The 16,639-nt window shown below is 40.9% G+C and carries 18 protein-coding genes, 1 tRNA gene and 1 riboswitch; of the genes, 2 read left to right on the forward strand and 17 right to left on the reverse strand.

Going from position 1 to position 16,639, the window contains the following annotated elements; translation table 11 throughout:
- Positions 1-23: 23 nt before the first annotated feature.
- The 8 genes from C2M30_RS05965 to C2M30_RS06000 form a co-directional block, all read right to left on the reverse strand.
- Positions 24-776 (reverse strand): HesA/MoeB/ThiF family protein, encoded by a 753-nt coding sequence (locus C2M30_RS05965; RefSeq protein WP_105170996.1) that lies wholly within the window; start codon positions 774-776, stop codon positions 24-26.
- Positions 777-778: 2 nt separating this feature from the next.
- Positions 779-2,290: a thiamine phosphate synthase gene (thiE, locus tag C2M30_RS05970; protein ID WP_105170997.1), complete on the reverse strand. Its 1,512-nt coding sequence runs from the start codon at positions 2,288-2,290 to the stop codon at positions 779-781.
- Positions 2,291-2,636: 346 nt separating this feature from the next.
- Positions 2,637-2,879 carry a four helix bundle protein gene (locus C2M30_RS05975; RefSeq protein ID WP_105170998.1) on the reverse strand — a complete coding sequence of 81 codons (243 nt, stop codon included), beginning with the start codon at positions 2,877-2,879 and terminating at the stop codon, positions 2,637-2,639.
- 77 nt (positions 2,880-2,956) lie between these two features.
- On the reverse strand, positions 2,957-3,739 hold the full coding sequence (locus C2M30_RS05980; RefSeq protein WP_105170999.1) for a thiazole synthase: 783 nt from the start codon (positions 3,737-3,739) through the stop codon (positions 2,957-2,959).
- Positions 3,739-3,936: a sulfur carrier protein ThiS gene (gene thiS, locus C2M30_RS05985; RefSeq protein WP_105171000.1), complete on the reverse strand. Its 198-nt coding sequence runs from the start codon at positions 3,934-3,936 to the stop codon at positions 3,739-3,741. The genes C2M30_RS05980 and thiS overlap by 1 nt, the downstream gene beginning before the upstream one ends.
- Before the next feature lie 9 nt (positions 3,937-3,945).
- Positions 3,946-4,947 carry an FAD-dependent oxidoreductase gene (locus tag C2M30_RS05990; RefSeq protein ID WP_105171001.1) on the reverse strand — a complete coding sequence of 334 codons (1,002 nt, stop codon included), beginning with the start codon at positions 4,945-4,947 and terminating at the stop codon, positions 3,946-3,948.
- Positions 4,948-5,022: 75 nt separating this feature from the next.
- Complete coding sequence (gene thiC / locus C2M30_RS05995; RefSeq protein ID WP_100912604.1) at positions 5,023-6,981, reverse strand: phosphomethylpyrimidine synthase ThiC; 1,959 nt, start codon at positions 6,979-6,981, stop codon at positions 5,023-5,025.
- A gap of 143 nt (positions 6,982-7,124) precedes the next feature.
- A riboswitch (TPP riboswitch) is annotated at positions 7,125-7,241 on the reverse strand.
- 91 nt (positions 7,242-7,332) lie between these two features.
- Positions 7,333-7,407, reverse strand: a tRNA-Arg gene (locus C2M30_RS06000).
- Positions 7,408-7,579: 172 nt separating this feature from the next.
- On the opposite strand from C2M30_RS06000, the gene C2M30_RS06005 reads away from it, so the two are divergent.
- The gene (locus C2M30_RS06005) at positions 7,580-7,762 is read left to right on the forward strand and encodes a helix-turn-helix domain-containing protein (RefSeq protein WP_010561097.1); all 183 of its coding nucleotides are present in this window, start codon (positions 7,580-7,582) and stop codon (positions 7,760-7,762) included.
- Here C2M30_RS06005 and C2M30_RS06010 read toward each other — a convergent pair.
- The 4 genes from C2M30_RS06010 to C2M30_RS06025 all read right to left on the reverse strand — a co-directional run bounded on the left by C2M30_RS06010 (position 7,759) and on the right by C2M30_RS06025 (position 11,659).
- Positions 7,759-8,541 carry a phosphotransferase gene (locus C2M30_RS06010; RefSeq protein WP_158683333.1) on the reverse strand — a complete coding sequence of 261 codons (783 nt, stop codon included), beginning with the start codon at positions 8,539-8,541 and terminating at the stop codon, positions 7,759-7,761. The genes C2M30_RS06005 and C2M30_RS06010 overlap by 4 nt on opposite strands.
- A complete protein-coding gene (pnuC, locus tag C2M30_RS06015) occupies positions 8,534-9,148 on the reverse strand; it encodes a nicotinamide riboside transporter PnuC (protein ID WP_105171003.1) in 615 nt (204 codons plus the stop codon). The genes C2M30_RS06010 and pnuC overlap by 8 nt, the downstream gene beginning before the upstream one ends.
- On the reverse strand, positions 9,149-9,409 hold the full coding sequence (locus C2M30_RS06020) for a hypothetical protein (protein WP_105171004.1): 261 nt from the start codon (positions 9,407-9,409) through the stop codon (positions 9,149-9,151). It lies immediately after the preceding gene.
- Between the two features lie 114 nt (positions 9,410-9,523).
- Entirely contained in the window at positions 9,524-11,659 is a 2,136-nt protein-coding gene (locus C2M30_RS06025; protein WP_234004689.1) for a TonB-dependent receptor, read from the reverse strand.
- Between the two features lie 129 nt (positions 11,660-11,788).
- Between C2M30_RS06025 and C2M30_RS06030 the strand changes: the two genes are divergently transcribed.
- Entirely contained in the window at positions 11,789-12,193 is a 405-nt protein-coding gene (locus tag C2M30_RS06030) for an acyl-CoA thioesterase (protein WP_105171005.1), read from the forward strand.
- Between the two features lie 40 nt (positions 12,194-12,233).
- Here the strand turns inward: C2M30_RS06030 and galE are convergent, their stop codons facing one another.
- The 5 genes from galE to C2M30_RS06055 all read right to left on the reverse strand — a co-directional run bounded on the left by galE (position 12,234) and on the right by C2M30_RS06055 (position 16,603).
- Positions 12,234-13,253 (reverse strand): UDP-glucose 4-epimerase GalE, encoded by a 1,020-nt coding sequence (gene galE, locus C2M30_RS06035; RefSeq protein WP_105171006.1) that lies wholly within the window; start codon positions 13,251-13,253, stop codon positions 12,234-12,236.
- An 18-nt stretch (positions 13,254-13,271) separates the two neighbouring features.
- Positions 13,272-14,228 (reverse strand): acetyltransferase, encoded by a 957-nt coding sequence (locus C2M30_RS06040; protein ID WP_105171007.1) that lies wholly within the window; start codon positions 14,226-14,228, stop codon positions 13,272-13,274.
- Positions 14,229-14,333: 105 nt separating this feature from the next.
- On the reverse strand, positions 14,334-14,696 hold the full coding sequence (locus C2M30_RS06045) for a DUF2304 domain-containing protein (protein ID WP_100912597.1): 363 nt from the start codon (positions 14,694-14,696) through the stop codon (positions 14,334-14,336).
- A complete protein-coding gene (locus C2M30_RS06050; RefSeq protein ID WP_105171008.1) occupies positions 14,697-15,395 on the reverse strand; it encodes a glycosyltransferase family 2 protein in 699 nt (232 codons plus the stop codon).
- Between the two features lie 68 nt (positions 15,396-15,463).
- Positions 15,464-16,603 (reverse strand): glycosyltransferase, encoded by a 1,140-nt coding sequence (locus C2M30_RS06055; RefSeq protein WP_105171009.1) that lies wholly within the window; start codon positions 16,601-16,603, stop codon positions 15,464-15,466.
- Positions 16,604-16,639 lie beyond the last annotated feature (36 nt).

A 16,639-nucleotide genomic window follows, 5' to 3' on the forward strand; every position in this document is an offset into this window, starting at 1 on the left:
TTTTATCTAGAGTCGAATCTAGTCTAACGTTTGTTACACACTGTACAGGTTTGTGACGTTGCAAACGAAAAAGCGCTTTGTTTAAAGCTCTGCGCATCAAATTGTAAAAACTGCGGTAAGTTATCCTCACCCAACAGTAAAAGTATTGCTGCAATTGCCTGCTGCGCGCCAATTACACCAAGCAGCGGGCTGATAACCCCTAAGGTATCGCAGTTTTGCGCACTGCTTGCCCCTTGGTTGGCAAACAAGCATTCATAGCAAGGTGCGTTATCATTTTTATTATCGACAATACACAATTGCCCTTGCCAGCCCATTGCTGCTCCCGAAACAAGGGGTTTAGCAAACTGCTTAGCAAGGCGATTAATTAAGTAACGTGTTTTGAAATTATCACTGCAATCGAGTACTAAATCGCAATCTTCGATAAGCGCCTTAGCATTGTGCTCATCCAATTTCTCCGAGATTGTTGATAGCGATATTTGATTATTCAGTGCTTGCAGCGTTTTGCCCGCGGCTTTACTTTTACTTTGCCCAATATGACTCACTTTATAGAGAATTTGCCGCTGCAAATTATACAGCTCAACCTCATCATGGTCGACCAATGTTAGTTGCCCAACACCAGATGCTGCCAAATAAAACGCTGCGGGTGAGCCAAGCCCACCCAAACCAATAATTAATACGCGCGCCGCTTTTAATTTAAGTTGCGCATTCTCATCAATTTCTGGCAATAGTAACTGGCGAGAATAACGAATTAATTCTTGGTTTGATAACGATAACATAGCTAGTTCAACACATTCTCAAGTTCTACAATCGCCGCTTCCGGGTCAGCTGCTTCTGTAATTGCGCGCACAACAGCAATACTGCCAACGCCAGTTTTTGCAACCTCTTCAGCACGGGCTAGGTCGATACCGCCAATTGCCACTACAGGGTAATCATGCATTAGTTGTACAAAGTGTTTTAATTTTTCTAAGCCCTGAATTTGCCCCGTCATATCTTTAGTGGTGGTTGGATAAATTGCGCCAAAGGCTAAGTAGCTTGGGCGATAATTATGCGCACGCAGCATTTCATAAAAACCGTGAGTAGATACACCTAAGCGAATACCCGCTTGTTTGATTTCAGCTAAATTAGCGACCGAAATATCTTCTTGGCCAAGGTGAATACCGTAAGCGCCATGTTTTATCGCTAATTGCCAGTAGTCATTAATAAATAAACGTGCGTCGTATTTTTTACCAAGGGTAATCGCGGTGGCTATTTTTTCTTCGAGATCAGCATCGCTGCTATCTTTAATACGCAGCTGAATGGTTTTAATGCCCGCTTTTAAGCAGCGCTCAATCCAATCTACGGAATCAACCACAGGGTAAATACCCAAATTACGCGTTTCTATTTTGGTAAAATCACGGGCACTTACTTGCTCAGCGTCTAGCGCCAAATCTAGTTCCTGACCAAGCCATGAATCCGCTTCAATCACTTCTGGATAATCATTTATATCGTGAGGGAATCCACAATGGGCCACAGGGCCAATACCTTGCCCAAAACGCTCAGCATGTTTTAAGCCTTGATTAATGTAGGCTTTAGCAAGGATAAAGGCATCTTTCAGCGGATAGTCTTTCGCGAGATTAGCTGCAACACTGGAAGCAAAGGAACACCCTGTACCATGACTGTGCGGTGTGTTAATTGCTTTATTGCCTAGCCAATACTCTTCACCTTGATGAGCACCATAATCGATGCAATAGCCTTTAGGATAATCCCAATGGCCGCCTTTTATCAGCACACTTGGTACACCTAACTCTTTAAACGCTTTTGCTGCATCTTGCACCGCACTTGGGCCAATTAAATACACACCGGTAAGAATTTGGGTTTCTTGTGTATTTGGTGTGATCACATCGACTTGTGGTAATAAATGGGTTTTAATCGCCGGTAGAATGTCTTCTTCAGTTAAGCTATCACCACTTGAAGCTACCGCGACTGGGTCGTAAACAACAATTGGTGGCGTTTGCCATGTAGTTTTGTAGCGTTTAAGCGTATTAGCAATAAACTCCACTTGCTGTTCATTGGCAAGCATGCCAATTTTAATCACTTTAGGTTGTACATCCTGCTCAAGGGCATCGAGCTGGGATTCAATCACCTTGATTGCAACGCCATTAATCTCTTCAACACCCATGCTATTTTGCGCAGTAAGCGCCGTAATTACACTACATGCATGCACACCAAAACTTTGCGCCGCTTTAATATCGGCTTGAATACCCGCGCCGCCACCAGCGTCAGAGCCAGCAATAGTCCAAATTAATGCCATAGTTTCCTAGATTTCAGATTTCAGATTTCAGATTTCAGATTTCAGATTTCAGATTTCAGATTTCAGATTTCAGATTTCAGAAATATTACTTCGTTTATATTTTATGATTGCCACTATCATGGCGGTTATTTGCTTTACTTCGTCAATTAATGAAAAACCAACACTTGACTCAATAAGGCCTATCTTTATGCCAATATATAATACCAATTCACTTAAATAGCTGATCATCCTAGCGGGCTAAATATCATGCTAACTGCGTTAGAATTTATCAATGTAGAACAACTATATAAGAAAAATTCCGCCTTGTTAGCATTTCATTTATCCAGCGCTATCCCTGATCACATACTTAACAGAATTGGTATAACTGCGTTACGAGCTCACCTGCTGAACCCTTTGCAATCACATAAAAGCGCACCATATCTTTAATGGTTTCTCTTTCTTCACCTTCGGCAATATTTGAAGGTATCGAAAGCGCTGATCGCGTTATTTGATTTTTTAATACATTATCCTTGCACAAGGCCATCGCTTTATAGACTTCGCAAGTAACACGACAAGCCCGCTGCCAAACCGCTAAACTTTCAAATCTCATAACTCACTCCTTAAGTTATCTAAAGCACACTCAATGAGTGTAGCATCTGAAATCTGAACGCTTTTTTCTCTACCCTATTACTGATGCCAAAAGGGCATGCCCATTGTCGGGGTTGACGGTTTAGCAACCTCTTTTTCAGGCATTGCTTTGGCCTCATAAGCGATTCTGCCTGCGTCTACCGCAAGTGAAAATGCCTTTGCCATTGCAATTGGGTCGCCCGCTTGCGCTACCGCACTATTTAATAGTACCGCATCATACCCCATTTCCATTGCGGTTGCTGCGTGTGAAGGCAAGCCAAGTCCTGCATCTACAAGCAATGTGGTATTGGGTAAACGCTCACGAATGGTTTTTAACGCATACGGATTTAACAACCCTTTACCAGTACCAATTGGCGCGCCCCACGGCATTAGCACTTCACAACCTAAATCGACTAATTTTTGGCAAATAACTAAGTCGTCGGTGCAATAAGGTAAAACGTCAAAACCGTCATCAATTAGTTGCTTTGTCGCCTCAAGTAAACCAATCGGGTCAGGCTGTAAGTTGTACTCATCGCCAATAAGCTCAAGCTTGATCCAATTTGTTTGAAACACTTCGCGGCACATTTTGGCAAGGGTTACGGCTTCTTGCACGCTGTGGCACCCTGCGGTATTGGGTAATACTTTAAGACCTGTATCTTTAATTAATTGCCAAAAGTCATTACCAGCTTCAAGAGTTCCTTGGCGGCGCAACGATACCGTCACCACCTCTGCACCCGATGCCTTAATTGACTGCTGCATTACTGCAGGAGATGGGTACAAGGCTGAGCCAATAAATAAACGGCTCGACAGCGTTTGGCCATAAATAGTTAGCGGTTTATCCATTAGCCCCCCTGTATTGGCGAGAGAATTTCAATCTGATCGCCATCAGCCAAGGTGACGCTTTCACATTGCTCACGTGGCACAAAGCTTTGATTTACCGCCACCGCGTAGGGTTCACTAGCACCCAACTGCGATAGCAAAGCAAGCAACGTCGTATTGCTTTCAACATCGCGCTTTTCGCCATTAATTATTAAATTCATTTTGCACTCTTAGTTCATCTGCTCAAGCGCCATTTCAACCACTTTTGGCGCCAGTAAATAACCATGTCTATACAAGCCATTAATCACAATACGCTTGCCTTGCTTTTCAACCAGTGGACGGTTATCCGGCAAGCTTGGCCTTAGCCCTGCTTGCATTTCCAGTATTTCGGCCTCAGCAAAGCCACTGTGCACTGTGTATGCAGCTGACAACAACTCCATTGCTGAACGCAGCGTCATTGGCTTTGTTGATTGCGATTCAATTTCTGTCGCGCCAATTACAAACTCATGATTAGGCTTTGGCACAATGTAAATCGGATAGCGCGGATGCATTAAGCGCACAGGACGATTAAGCGACACTTCAGGCGCATATAAGCGCACCACTTCACCGCGTACACCGCGAAGGTTTTGAAGCTCAGGTTTAGCGCCTAAGCCTCGGCAATCCAAAATCACATCAAAGTGGTTTTCGTTAATATTGCCTGAAAACGACTCAAAGAAAGTGACCTTGTCTTTTACTTGTCGGTAACTTGCCGAATAAAACGCACGATTATCAAGCTGCCCTTCACATGGTAAGTAAATACCTTGGTGAAAGCGCCCTGCAAGTGCTGGCTCCAGCTCTGCAAGCTGCGTACTATTAAGCGGCTTAGCACTTTGCTCTGCCAGCGGCTTTAAGCGATTCGCAAACGACTCTAAGTCACCTTTATCTTGCTGATGTGCAACGACTAGGCTGCCGTGTTGTTGGAAAAACACCGGCTCATCTAACAATTCAAGGATCGACTGCCACAGCGGTATCGCCTGCAAGCCAAGCTCTGCTAATTCAGCTTCACATAATACCGATTCAGCCAATGGCGCAAGCATGGCTGCAGCAACAAAACCTGCGCTTTGTTCACCGCTAACTTTACCTGCCTCAAATACCGATACTTGATGCTGCTGATAAAGCTGCAATGCCGACAAGCGCCCCGTTAAACCGTAACCTAAAATCGCTATTTTTTTTCGCTGTGAAGTTGCTGTCATAATACGCCCAAGCAGTTAAATAGGTGTCAGAATTCAGCACGTTTACTTACTGAATTCTGACTGCTTATTGCTGATTTATACTTTCTGATAAATTTCAGAACCTGCCGATTTAAACTCTTCTGATTTCGCTTTCATTTCTGCTTCAACATCAATCATTTTGATTTCAATTGCATTCGCATCAGAAATATCTACGCCCTGACTTTCTAAGTCTTTCGCGTAATCACGCACTTCTTGGGTGATTTTCATCGAACAGAATTTAGGACCACACATTGAACAAAAATGTGCAACTTTGCCTGACTCTTGCGGAAGGGTTTCATCGTGATACTCAAGCGCGCGTTCAGGGTCTAAACCTAGGTTAAACTGATCGTGCCAACGGAACTCAAAGCGCGCTTTAGAAAGGGCGTTATCGCGGATTTGTGCACCTGGATGACCTTTTGCTAAATCCGCTGCATGCGCTGCAATCTTATAAGTAATTAGACCTTCTTTAACATCATCTTTATTTGGTAAGCCTAAATGCTCTTTTGGCGTTACATAACACAGCATTGCAGTGCCGTACCAAGCAATTTGCGCAGCACCAATACCCGATGTGAAGTGATCATAACCCGGTGCAATATCGGTGGTTAGTGGGCCTAAGGTATAAAACGGCGCCTCGTGACAATGCTTAAGCTGCTCGTCCATATTAGCTTTGATCATGTGCATTGGCACATGACCTGGGCCTTCGATGAATACCTGCACATCGTGTTCCCAAGCAATTTTGGTCAGCTCACCTAAAGTACGTAACTCTGAGAATTGCGCCTCGTCGTTTGCATCAGCCACCGAACCTGGGCGCAGGCCATCACCGAGTGAGAAACACACATCGTATTGCTTTAAAATTTCACAGATTTCTTCAAAGTGAGTGTATAAGAAGTTTTCTTTATGGTGCGCTAAACACCATTTCGCCATAATTGAGCCACCACGCGATACAATACCTGTGACACGTTTTGCCGTCATTGGTACATAGCGAAGTAAAACACCCGCGTGAATAGTAAAGTAATCCACCCCTTGCTCAGCTTGTTCAATTAGCGTATCGCGGAAGATTTCCCAAGTTAGGTCTTCTGCTACACCGTTTACTTTTTCAAGCGCTTGATAAATTGGTACGGTACCAATTGGTACTGGCGAGTTACGCACAATCCATTCACGTGTTTCGTGAATATAACGGCCTGTCGATAAATCCATTACCGTATCTGCGCCCCAGCGAGTTGACCATACAAGCTTCTCAACTTCTTCTTCAATTGAGCTTGATACTGACGAGTTACCAATGTTTGAATTTACTTTAACCAAAAAATTACGACCAATAATCATCGGCTCAGATTCAGGGTGGTTAATATTATTTGGTAATACCGCACGGCCGCGTGCAATTTCATCACGGACAAATTCTGGCGTAATAAAATCAGGTAGCTCTGCACCAAACGATTCGCCCTTGTGTTGCTGCGCTAAAATTTCTTCACGAATTTTTTCACGGCCCATATTTTCACGAATCGCAACGTATTCCATTTCCGGTGTGATAATTCCCTGACGTGCATAATGCATTTGCGTGACGTTTTTACCCGCTTTAGCACAGCGCACTTTTGGTAAGTTCTCAAAACGTAAGTGATCTAACCCTTCATCAGCCATACGCTGCTGAGTGTATTGTGAGGTTACCGACTCTAGCTCTTCGGTATCATCACGACCTTCAATCCACGCTTGACGGAATTTTGGTAAACCAACTTCAACATTAAGCTCTGCATTCGGATCGGTATAAGGGCCTGATGTGTCGTAAACGCGTACTGGCTCGTTCTTTTCAAAAATAGGGTTTTCTTCTGTGCCACCAGCGAAAGTATCACTTAACGTGATTTCGCGCATACCAACGCGTACGCCCGGGTTTTCACCTTCCACATAAATTTTCTGTGAATTAGGAAATGGCTGAGTTTTTAGGTTGTATATATAATCAGATGCTGCTTGTCGCGCTTCGCGACGGCTCATTTGATTTGCTGGCTTAGTATTACTTTGTGACATGACGCACCTTTAAATAATTAAATCGAGTGACGGTCTTGCCAAAGTTCGTGATGATTGAAGCGCACACAGCGCCTAGGAGGCAGTTCTTAATATAATTAAGACAACAGTGAAAAGGTTTTTTGCCAAATGGCAAACAAACGCTTGCCACCAAGCTGCTTGTTTCCTACGTAGATGCTAATCTATTCAGGTTCACGGATCCCGCTTATGCGATCTCAGCCTTAGTTTTACTTAAAAAGTAAAAGGCACTCCGACAAGTAACGATTGAATTCTATGTGTTTATGCTAAGCGACGCAATAAAAGATTAAGCTGATAAGACCAATGGAGAAGTAATTGACTGTGCCAAATAAAAATTGGCGCTCTCGCTAGGGATCGAACCTAGAACTCGGCCTCCGGAGGGCCACGTGATATCCATTTCACCACGAGAGCACGGCGATAATAATAATGGCTAAACTACCTAATTACCAGCGAATAGAAACTCACTTGGCTAATATATCAACAAGATAGTTACAATTAAGTTGTAATTTACTCGCATTTTTTAATAAAAAACGCTTTAATTAAAAGATTCACTTGAAGCATGCCTAAGTATTAGGAGAACAAAATGGCATTAATGACTACAGAACAAGTTGCAGAATTTCTTGGCGTAAAAGAAGAACGCGTCCGTCGTTTAGAGCGTGAGAGCTTGCTAATTGCTGCTGAAAAAGACGATGCGGGCAACGCAAAATTTAACGAAGATGACGTTAAACGCTATAAAGAATTAGCTGAGCGTATTGGTGGTATTTAATCGTTTATAAACGGTCTTAACGCTAAAGCATGGCTGATAAAGCCATGCTTTAAATACCACAAGTAACAAATTAAGTTGTAAAGCTGCTGATATAAATCTAGCTTTTCTAATTGCTGTAACGACACGCTTGGTAGCTTATAATAGCAGGCTAACAAATATTTTTTGTCACTGAGGTTAAGTGCTAGTGAGCTACAAAGCGCCGCCAAATCAAAGTAAACATCATTAAGTCCCACATACTCAAAATCGATTAACCAACTCGTTTTATTTGAAAATATTAGATTTTCTCGCACTAAGTCGTTATGACACACGCCAAGTTCATATGGGTAATTTTTTAACTTCGCAAGTAATTGATTAATTGTTGTTTGATAGTTTTTATATTCTGCTAGCTCAGTGTAACTACTAAAAAGTGTACTTAGATTTATCTCTTCATAATCGTAATCACTATTCAAATTATGTAAAACAACTAACTTTGCTACTAACGATTGAAGGTGGAGCGGTTTATTAAACTCTACGCTTTCAATAAACTGATAAGCAATAAGTTTGTGTTTTTCACTAGTCGCTATAACGTTTGGCACAACATTTTCTTTTGCTAAATGCTGCTCAACTAAAGTCACTTTAAAGTTATTTTCACGATCAAAATGCTTTAATAGCAGAGTTTTTCCACACTGGGTTTCAACCCGAAAACAGGTGTTATTAACGCCTTGAGTAAGATAAAGCGCTTTTTTAGCTACAAACTCTAAACCAAGTTTAACTAGATAGTCTTGGCATTGATTAAGCAAAAGCCAACTCTCTTTGCAGCTGAAAATGCTGGCGCCATTGCAAATAGCCCCAAATCACCATACCAGTATAAATCGCAAATAGTACAACTGTTGGGTAATACCCTTTTTGCAGATACAGATAAATAGATGCCGCATCAATCACTAGCCAGTAAAGCCAGTTTTCAAGTACCTTTTTGGCAACTAGGTAAGTAGTCATTACCGCGAAACAGGTAGTAAAGGAGTCTAGGTAAGCAAAATCTGCATGCGTGTAGTTATCCATCACATAACCCAAGGCTAGTGCAATTAAACTGGTTACCGTGATAATGATAAGGTGGGTATTAAACTGCCAACTTGAGATGGGTAATTCTTTTTTTTCTTTACCATTTTTCCAACAATAGAAACCATAAACCGCCATTGCCAAATAATAAAAATTCAGCAATGACTCCATTAATAAAGCACCGTTCCAAAATAGCAGAGTGTAAATAAAGGTACTTACAAAGGCACAGGGCCAAGCCCACAAGCTTTCTTTCATCACAAACACTAAGTAAGCAAGACCAAGCGCTACCGCGATATATTCCCAATAGCTCATTGCTGTAAAACCGCTTAAGGCTTGTGATAAAAATTCCATTTACACCTCTTTATTAGGTGATAAATCACCACCAATAAATTTACACACAAAAATAGCCTTGCCAAACTCTTGGTGAGAACGTTTAATTTCGCGCGTTACTGCGTTCATTACCTCATCGTACTCACCAAACACCTGAGTAGACATTGTGTTAGTAATCACTTCTAGGTTTGCGTTCGCGTTTAAACGGTCAATAAACCCTTTGATAAATGGAATATAATCTTGGTGCAACGGGTATTTACTAATTTCTACAGATAATTTCATAGCTTTTGATTTCAGGTTTCAGGTTTCAGGTTTCAGGTTTCAGGTTTCAGGTTTCAGGTTTCAGAAGAGCTTAACGGCCGCTTCTGAAATCCAAACACATTACTTATAATTGAATTAATACTGATAGGTAAAACTTACGCCTGCCATGCGCGGCTCAGCAAATTGCACATAAGTGTGCGTCTCGTAAAAGTCACGTGGGTCATTACCAAACTCAAAACCTCGGGTTGCGTAATTTTGATTAAACATATTACGTACCCAAGCGCTTAATTCCCATGCATTTCGGCTATAACCAATTTTAGCATTAACCAGATTTACGCTTTCAGCCCTTGAGTCGTGACTATCTGAGAAGTAGTAGTCATCTTTACCTTCAATGCCTAAATTTACGTATAGATTTTCCGTTGCATCGAAACGCGCCGAGAATGCATAGTTGTAGCGTGGTGCTTGTGCTTGTTCGCGGCCATCTTTGCTCTCGCCATCAGCATTAACAAAGTCATCCATACGGGTACGTAAATAACCTACCGCACCATTTAAGCTTATGCGGTCAGTTAACTGATAACGTCCATCGATTTCAATACCGTAGTTACGGCCACTAGCTGCGTTATCGAAATAGCCCACAAACACAGGTTCTGAAGCCTCGTTTGCTTTGTATTCTTTGTACGCTTTAACTTGCATATTATCGCGGTACATATAAAACGCAGCTAAACGAAGTACCAGTCGCTTATCTTTAGACGTGCCTTTAACGCCAAACTCACCGCTCCATAAATACTCTGGATCAAAATATTTAATGGTTTCAAAGAACCTTTGATCTACGCCTTCATCTCGCGCTTTTGCTAGTGCTTCACCATTGATGCCACCCACTTTGTAGCCACTTGTGAGGCTGGTATAGATCATCGCTTGCTGGTTTACTTGGTGCTCAAGTGCAAGCTTTCCGCCTACCATTGAATCATCAACTGATTCTAAAAAGCCATTGTTATCAAAGTAATCACCTTGGTAATTTTCTGCACGCAAGCCCGTAATCAAAACCGTACGATCATCAATGCGTGTTTCCAATTGACCAAATACAGCAATATTATCTATTTGATAATTTGACTCAAAGTCTTGTGCTTGCCATGTATAAGCGCGTGTTAAGTCAACTTCTTTGCTTTGATAATATACGCCGCCAATCCAAGTTCCTTCTTTGCTTTGCACATTTAATTCAACGGAGCGGTCTTTACGATCTCGATCATACGCATCGGTCGAACTATAGCCCCAAGAATGAAGACCCGCACTGCATAACTCAGCTTCTTCTGGGTCATTGCATACCCAATCTTCATCGTAGCTATACAATAAATCAGCATTAAGCGCGTTAACATTGAAATTGATATCAAAACTATCAAAACCTGAAAAATTATTACGCCAGCTAACGCCGTAACTTTCCTGGTTATCTTGCCCTGGCTGATCAGCTACTGATTTACGTGAGTTATCGAGGGTAAAGGCATCATAACCATTTTCAATATCGATATAGTGTAAATTCAATTCGCTGACAAACACATCGCTGAAATCTGTTTTTGCTTTAAAACGTGCAACCAGTTCATCTTGATCTTGGGTAGACTCATTTAAGTAAATGTTGTCAACATAACCATCTGAGCTATTTTGGTACACGCTAGCACGCATACCAACAACATCATCAATACCGCCACCAGCAGCAATACCTAAGTTATAGGAATTGTAATTTCCGGCACCGAGCTGCAACTTAGCGCGCGCATCTGTCGTAGCTTCGCTTGTATCAATATGGATCATGCCTGCCAGAGCGTCTGCACCAAAACGCGTTCCCTGAGGGCCGCGGTAAATTTCAGCTTGCTGTGTATCAAACAACAACGCCGCACCGCCTAAACCAGAGTAATTAATACCATCAATTAATAACCCTACTGATGGATTAATCGGGTCAACAAACTGCGATCGTAAACCGATACCACGAATTTGAATAAAACGTCCACGCGATGCGCCAGACGTATAATTAACGTTAGCAGCCGTATTTAGCATTTCATCCAAATGCACGGCATTACGCATTGCAATATCTTGCTCTCCAAGTACATGCACACTTGCGCTTAACGTTTGGATATTTTCTTTTTTAAAGTCACCAGTAACAGTAATAACTTCAATATTGTCTGGTTCTTGATTAGCAACACTGGTTGCTGAAATTGACGCGAGAATAGCTGCAGAAACGAGTTTTAAGCTGGTTTTCACTTTGGCATCCCATCTTTGATACATAGTAATTGCCGCATAGTTTATAAGAAGTTAATTGTGTAAGCGAGAAAAGTTCGTATTTGAGAGCATAAGTCATACCTCTTTAATCAAAGATTTAGGTAAACTGCTAAAAAAGATTTTGAGTACCAATTTATGACCTTTCGAATAGAACTAAAAGTAAGAGATTACGAATGTGACTTACAAGGCATTGTAAACAACGGTGTGTATTTTAATTACCTAGAACATGCGCGCCACGAGTTTTTATATGCCAACAATGTCGATTTTGCCAAACTAGCAGCCGATAAAATTAACTTGGTGGTAATACGCAGTGAAATTGATTTTAAAACTTCATTGCAACCGGGCGACGAGTTTTATGTTGAAGTGAGCCCAGAACGCATTTCAAAACTAAAATTTGGTTTTCGCCAACGTGTAGTGAGAAAAAAAGATAACAAAGTAGCTGTAGAGGCACTTGTTATTGGCACATCAGTAAATGAAAAAGGTAGACCCTTTTTACCAAATGAGATCAATGACTTGTTCCCTTTGGGTGGTAGCAAGTAATCGTCATTAAAAAAGGATGCGTAAGCATCCTTTTTATTAATTAGTTGTCAGCGTAACCATTAGGGTTTTGACTTTGCCAACGCCATGCATCAACCATCATATCGTCTAGCCCGCGCTGTGCTACCCAGCCTAATTCTTTTTTAGCTTTTTCAGGGTTTGCATAACTCATCGCAATATCTCCCGAACGACGTGGCTTTATTTCAAACTTAACGGCTCTTTCAGATGCTTGTTCAAACGCTTTAATCATCTCAAGTACAGAGAAACCATTACCAGTGCCTAAGTTATACACTAACGCCCCACTAGCTGATTCTAACTTGCTAAGCGCTTTCAGATGGCCAAGTGCAAGGTCAACCACATGAATATAGTCACGTACACCTGTACCATCGGGCGTATTGTAGTCATCACCGAAGACGCCTAAACAAGCTAATTTACCGATAGCGACTTGTGAAATGTAAGGCAACAAATTGTTTGGAATATCGTTAGGATCTTCACCAATCAGGCCTGATTTATGCGCACCTACTGGGTTGAAATAACGTAAAATTGCAAAACGCCATTTTTCATTTGATGCGGCTAAATCTTGTAAAATACGTTCAACCATGTATTTAGATGTTCCGTAAGGGTTACTTGTTCCCCCTACCGGAGCGGTTTCAACTACAGGTAGTGATTCTGGCGTACCATAAACATTTGCAGACGAGCTAAAGACTAATTTGTTAACACCTGCTCTATCCATTGCTGCGAGCAGATTGAGCGTGCCTTGAACGTTATTCTCATAATACTTATGCGGCATGGTAATAGACTCATTCACAGACTTTAGCCCTGCAAAATGAACAACACTATCAATACTATGCTTAGTAAAAATTGAATCTAACAGCTCAGAATCTAAAATATCACCTTGATAAAATGTTACTGACTTATTTGTGATGTGCTGAACACGCTTTAACGCTTCTTCGGATGAATTTGATAAGTTATCAATTACAACAACATCAAAATTCGTTTGCAAAAGCTCAACTACAGTATGCGAACCAATATATCCCGCCCCACCAGTAACCAGTACCGTCATTTGTTAAATCCTTAAACGTTATGAGTAATAATCGCCAAATACTTGATAAAATCGTGTGAGTTCACTTTCACTTAGTTGGTTTATTCCAGCTGCTGCTGCTCGCCCACCACCGGTCGCAAATTGAGTAACTACTTTATCTGCACCTTGTTTATTATTTAATGGCGCCCTAATACTCACAGTATAGCCCGACTCTTTATGGTGAGTGAGTACCGCATGCGCTTTATTTGGTGATTGATTTGCGAGCTCATTACCTAAAACGCCACTCACACGCCTTGCCCATGGTGCATCTTCCAATAAAATAACTTTGACCGCATCACTTTCATACATCACTTGCGCAGTTTGCGCCTTTGCCATGTCGGCTTCATATAACGATTCTAATTGGTAAAAAATCGAATCTTTCTGCTCTATAACTTGCAAAGGTGATGGGGAATCAAGCAATAGTTCAAACAACGCTTCTGGGTGAAAATGTAAATCCTCAATCGAACTCCCATAACCGTTATAGTTAATATAAGTCCCTAACGCTTTTAGCTTGTCTTTTTCCTCTTGCGTTAATCCGAGTTTACTTGCCTCTGCATCGGCAGTAGCAATCATATTATCACCGTACGCTGCAGTAATAGCCCAAAGATGATATTGCTTATCGAGTAAATTACTGACAATCAAGCTTGTACAAGTATTGGCGTCTAAATCGATATGCGCTTCTAATTTATCGCTTGTTGGAATATCGCCTGCACGATGATGATCAACATAAAATACTTCTGCACCAACATCTAAGCACTTATTAAGCGCTTCCATGTTTTTTTCCATTGAGATATCGAGCACGCGAATTTTATCACCTGACTTAACATCTACCTGTTTAAGCAATTGAATATCGCGTTTTACACCAGTAATTTTTTTACTTTCAGTAGGGTTTGCAAGCTGCAATTGAAGAAGAGCGATAATGCCATCGGCATCACCGTTAAATACGTCGTAGTTCATAATGATATGCACTTAAAAATAAAACAGATCTTGTAGAGCTAAGCCACATTATGCAAATAACTTTTTATTCATAGATAAACCTTAGTACGCAATTGGAAACAAATACTAAGACCCAGCTCGCTTGTTTTGTTTTAACTGCTCAAGTTCCATTTCAACCATCGCGAGTTTTTGCGCAATCCTGTCCATTTTAACTTGCGTTTTTGCTCGTTCAATATCCGCAATAAGCGCTTTTAACATTAGTAATAGACACGCGAGAATAACCGGTAAAATTGGCGAGTAAGCAATGCCAACCCAACCAGCGGCAATATCTGCCACTTGAGGGAATACACCTAACACCACAATGGACATAGCTAAAATAAGCCAGCGAAAAGCAGCCCCCATAAGAATGGAATCACGGCGAATTAATAAAATAACGAATATAAAGAAAGCGACAGCTAAAGCTGCCGTGAAATATTGATAAAATTCCATTTATGAATCTTTTACTTGAGTTGGAATAAGGTGCGTTTTTTTGGCTATTTTACTTAAGCATAACATGGTCGTATAGCCCATATAATATGTCACGGCCCACCAAGAATAGAAAATCCGAGATATACCAGATTGTCTTTTTTCCATTTTAACGTGAACTTCGGCTTTAGAAATATCAAATGTTTTTAAAAGAAGTAAAACACCAACATCTTGATACTCCAGTAATGAAGCCTCTGCTTTGCTTAAAACTTCAATTGCACGACGATCATAAAGTCGAAAACCTGAAGTTAAATCTTCGACTTTTACACCTGACAAAGTTCTGAATAAGCTCCATGCTACTTTCCGTGCTAAAGAACCTCTAGACGGGCAGGAACCGATAACTAGATTAGCTGAGCTTGACCGTTGTTTATCAACCAAAACACCAATTTGACTTGCTAAATGCTGTCTATCGGCATCGAAAGTAACTAGGTGAGTGAACCCTCGATTATTCGCATAACGGACGCCAGCTTGCGTCGCTTTCCATGCTCCTATGTTGTACGGAAGCGACATCACTTTAACCCCTAGTTTTCTAGCAATTGATGCCGTGGCATCTGTACTTGCATCATCAACGATAAGGATTTCGTTATACCCATGACTTTTTAAATCTAAAACAACATCTTCAATGGTAGCTTCTTCATTATGTGCAGGTATAACAATTAACATTAACGGTATTCACTTACCCAAATTATTCAAAGAGCAAGTCTAAACGATATTAATCAACAAGTGTAGTGTTACCTTTTCAAGCAAGTCAGGTACACATCAATTATTTGCTTTGCGACAACGTTCAAATTAAAGGTTTGCTCAAAACGTGTTCTCGCATTTACTCCCAAAGATTTTAGTTGCTCTTTATTACTAATAACATTTATTAAGCTCTGAACAATTGCATCAACATTATTACTTTTAACAACAAAGCCCGTTTGAGCATCCTGAACAACCCAAGACATTCCACTGCCTTCAGCATTGCTAACCAAAGCAGGCTTACCATGCATTGCGGCTTCAAGTAACACAACACCAAACGCCTCTGTTTTTTCTATTGATGGTAAACACAATAAATCAGTGTTGACCAACTCCGCTGCTAGCGTTTCTCCATCTACGCTACCCAAAAAATTTACTTTATCATTGAGTTGCAAAGTATTTGCCAGTCCAACAAGTTTTTCTTTAAGCTCTCCTGAGCCGATGATTGTAAGTGTAACCTTTTCATCAGTAAATTGTGATAAAGCTTTAAGTATAAGCTCGTGGCCTTTGTAATAGGTCAATCGCCCTATCATTAACAAGCTTAAGCCGTTATTTTGCTGTGGCGATAAACTAGCGTCTACAGAGTCTTTTATACCTATCGGAATCACTGAACATTTAGATTTATATTCAGCCAGCGCCGAGCTGTATTCTAAATAGGGGGGAGATGTCGTTATAATCTTTTGGCATTGTTTCAATAACGCTTTTTCGAATATTCGATAAAAAGGGTAGAGTAACTTGATTTTAAAATCAGGAACCGCACCTATGACATCAGACTGCCAATGTATAACCCAAGGAATTTTTTTAGCTTTAGAAGATAATAAACAAGTGAAAGCCGATAGATTAGGCATTTGTACGTGAATAATATCAGGCTGAAACTCATCAATTGCTTTATTCAACTCATAGAGAAAGGTTGGGGCTATTGGAGCATACGCAAATACCCCACTAATGGCCACCTTTCGTACCTCAACATTATTTATCGTTTCATAACTAGTATGTAGCGAGCTTAAATGTTGATGCACTAAAACACATGATGTAACACTTTCAGAATACACCTCATTCTCAACGAGTTCCTGCGTTACCTTTTCAATACCGCCAAAAAAAGGGAAGTAATACTTCCCTATATGTAATACTTTCAAAAACTACTCTCCTTTATATTGAAAGTAGTTTACAAG

Source organism: Pseudoalteromonas sp. T1lg24 (assembly GCF_002964745.1).
Lineage (GTDB): Bacteria > Pseudomonadota > Gammaproteobacteria > Enterobacterales > Alteromonadaceae > Pseudoalteromonas > Pseudoalteromonas spongiae.

Excerpts from the sequence above, each read along its gene's own strand:
- C2M30_RS05975 (WP_105170998.1), bottom strand. The coding sequence starts at position 2,879 with ATGAGATTTGAAAGTTTAGCGGTTTGGCAGCGGGCTTGTCGTGTTACT.
- C2M30_RS05980 (WP_105170999.1), bottom strand. The coding sequence starts at position 3,739 with ATGGATAAACCGCTAACTATTTATGGCCAAACGCTGTCGAGCCGTTTA.
- galE (WP_105171006.1), bottom strand. The coding sequence starts at position 13,253 with ATGACGGTACTGGTTACTGGTGGGGCGGGATATATTGGTTCGCATACT.
- C2M30_RS05965 (WP_105170996.1), bottom strand. The coding sequence starts at position 776 with ATGTTATCGTTATCAAACCAAGAATTAATTCGTTATTCTCGCCAGTTA.
- thiE (WP_105170997.1), bottom strand. The coding sequence starts at position 2,290 with ATGGCATTAATTTGGACTATTGCTGGCTCTGACGCTGGTGGCGGCGCG.
- pnuC (WP_105171003.1), bottom strand. The coding sequence starts at position 9,148 with ATGGAATTTTTATCACAAGCCTTAAGCGGTTTTACAGCAATGAGCTAT.
- C2M30_RS05990 (WP_105171001.1), bottom strand. The coding sequence starts at position 4,947 with ATGACAGCAACTTCACAGCGAAAAAAAATAGCGATTTTAGGTTACGGT.
- thiS (WP_105171000.1), bottom strand. The coding sequence starts at position 3,936 with ATGAATTTAATAATTAATGGCGAAAAGCGCGATGTTGAAAGCAATACG.
- C2M30_RS06025 (WP_234004689.1), bottom strand. The coding sequence starts at position 11,659 with ATGTATCAAAGATGGGATGCCAAAGTGAAAACCAGCTTAAAACTCGTT.
- C2M30_RS06045 (WP_100912597.1), bottom strand. The coding sequence starts at position 14,696 with ATGGAATTTTATCAATATTTCACGGCAGCTTTAGCTGTCGCTTTCTTT.
- C2M30_RS06050 (WP_105171008.1), bottom strand. The coding sequence starts at position 15,395 with ATGTTAATTGTTATACCTGCACATAATGAAGAAGCTACCATTGAAGAT.
- C2M30_RS06005 (WP_010561097.1), top strand. The coding sequence starts at position 7,580 with ATGGCATTAATGACTACAGAACAAGTTGCAGAATTTCTTGGCGTAAAA.
- C2M30_RS06040 (WP_105171007.1), bottom strand. The coding sequence starts at position 14,228 with ATGAACTACGACGTATTTAACGGTGATGCCGATGGCATTATCGCTCTT.
- thiC (WP_100912604.1), bottom strand. The coding sequence starts at position 6,981 with ATGTCACAAAGTAATACTAAGCCAGCAAATCAAATGAGCCGTCGCGAA.
- C2M30_RS06030 (WP_105171005.1), top strand. The coding sequence starts at position 11,789 with ATGACCTTTCGAATAGAACTAAAAGTAAGAGATTACGAATGTGACTTA.
- C2M30_RS06020 (WP_105171004.1), bottom strand. The coding sequence starts at position 9,409 with ATGAAATTATCTGTAGAAATTAGTAAATACCCGTTGCACCAAGATTAT.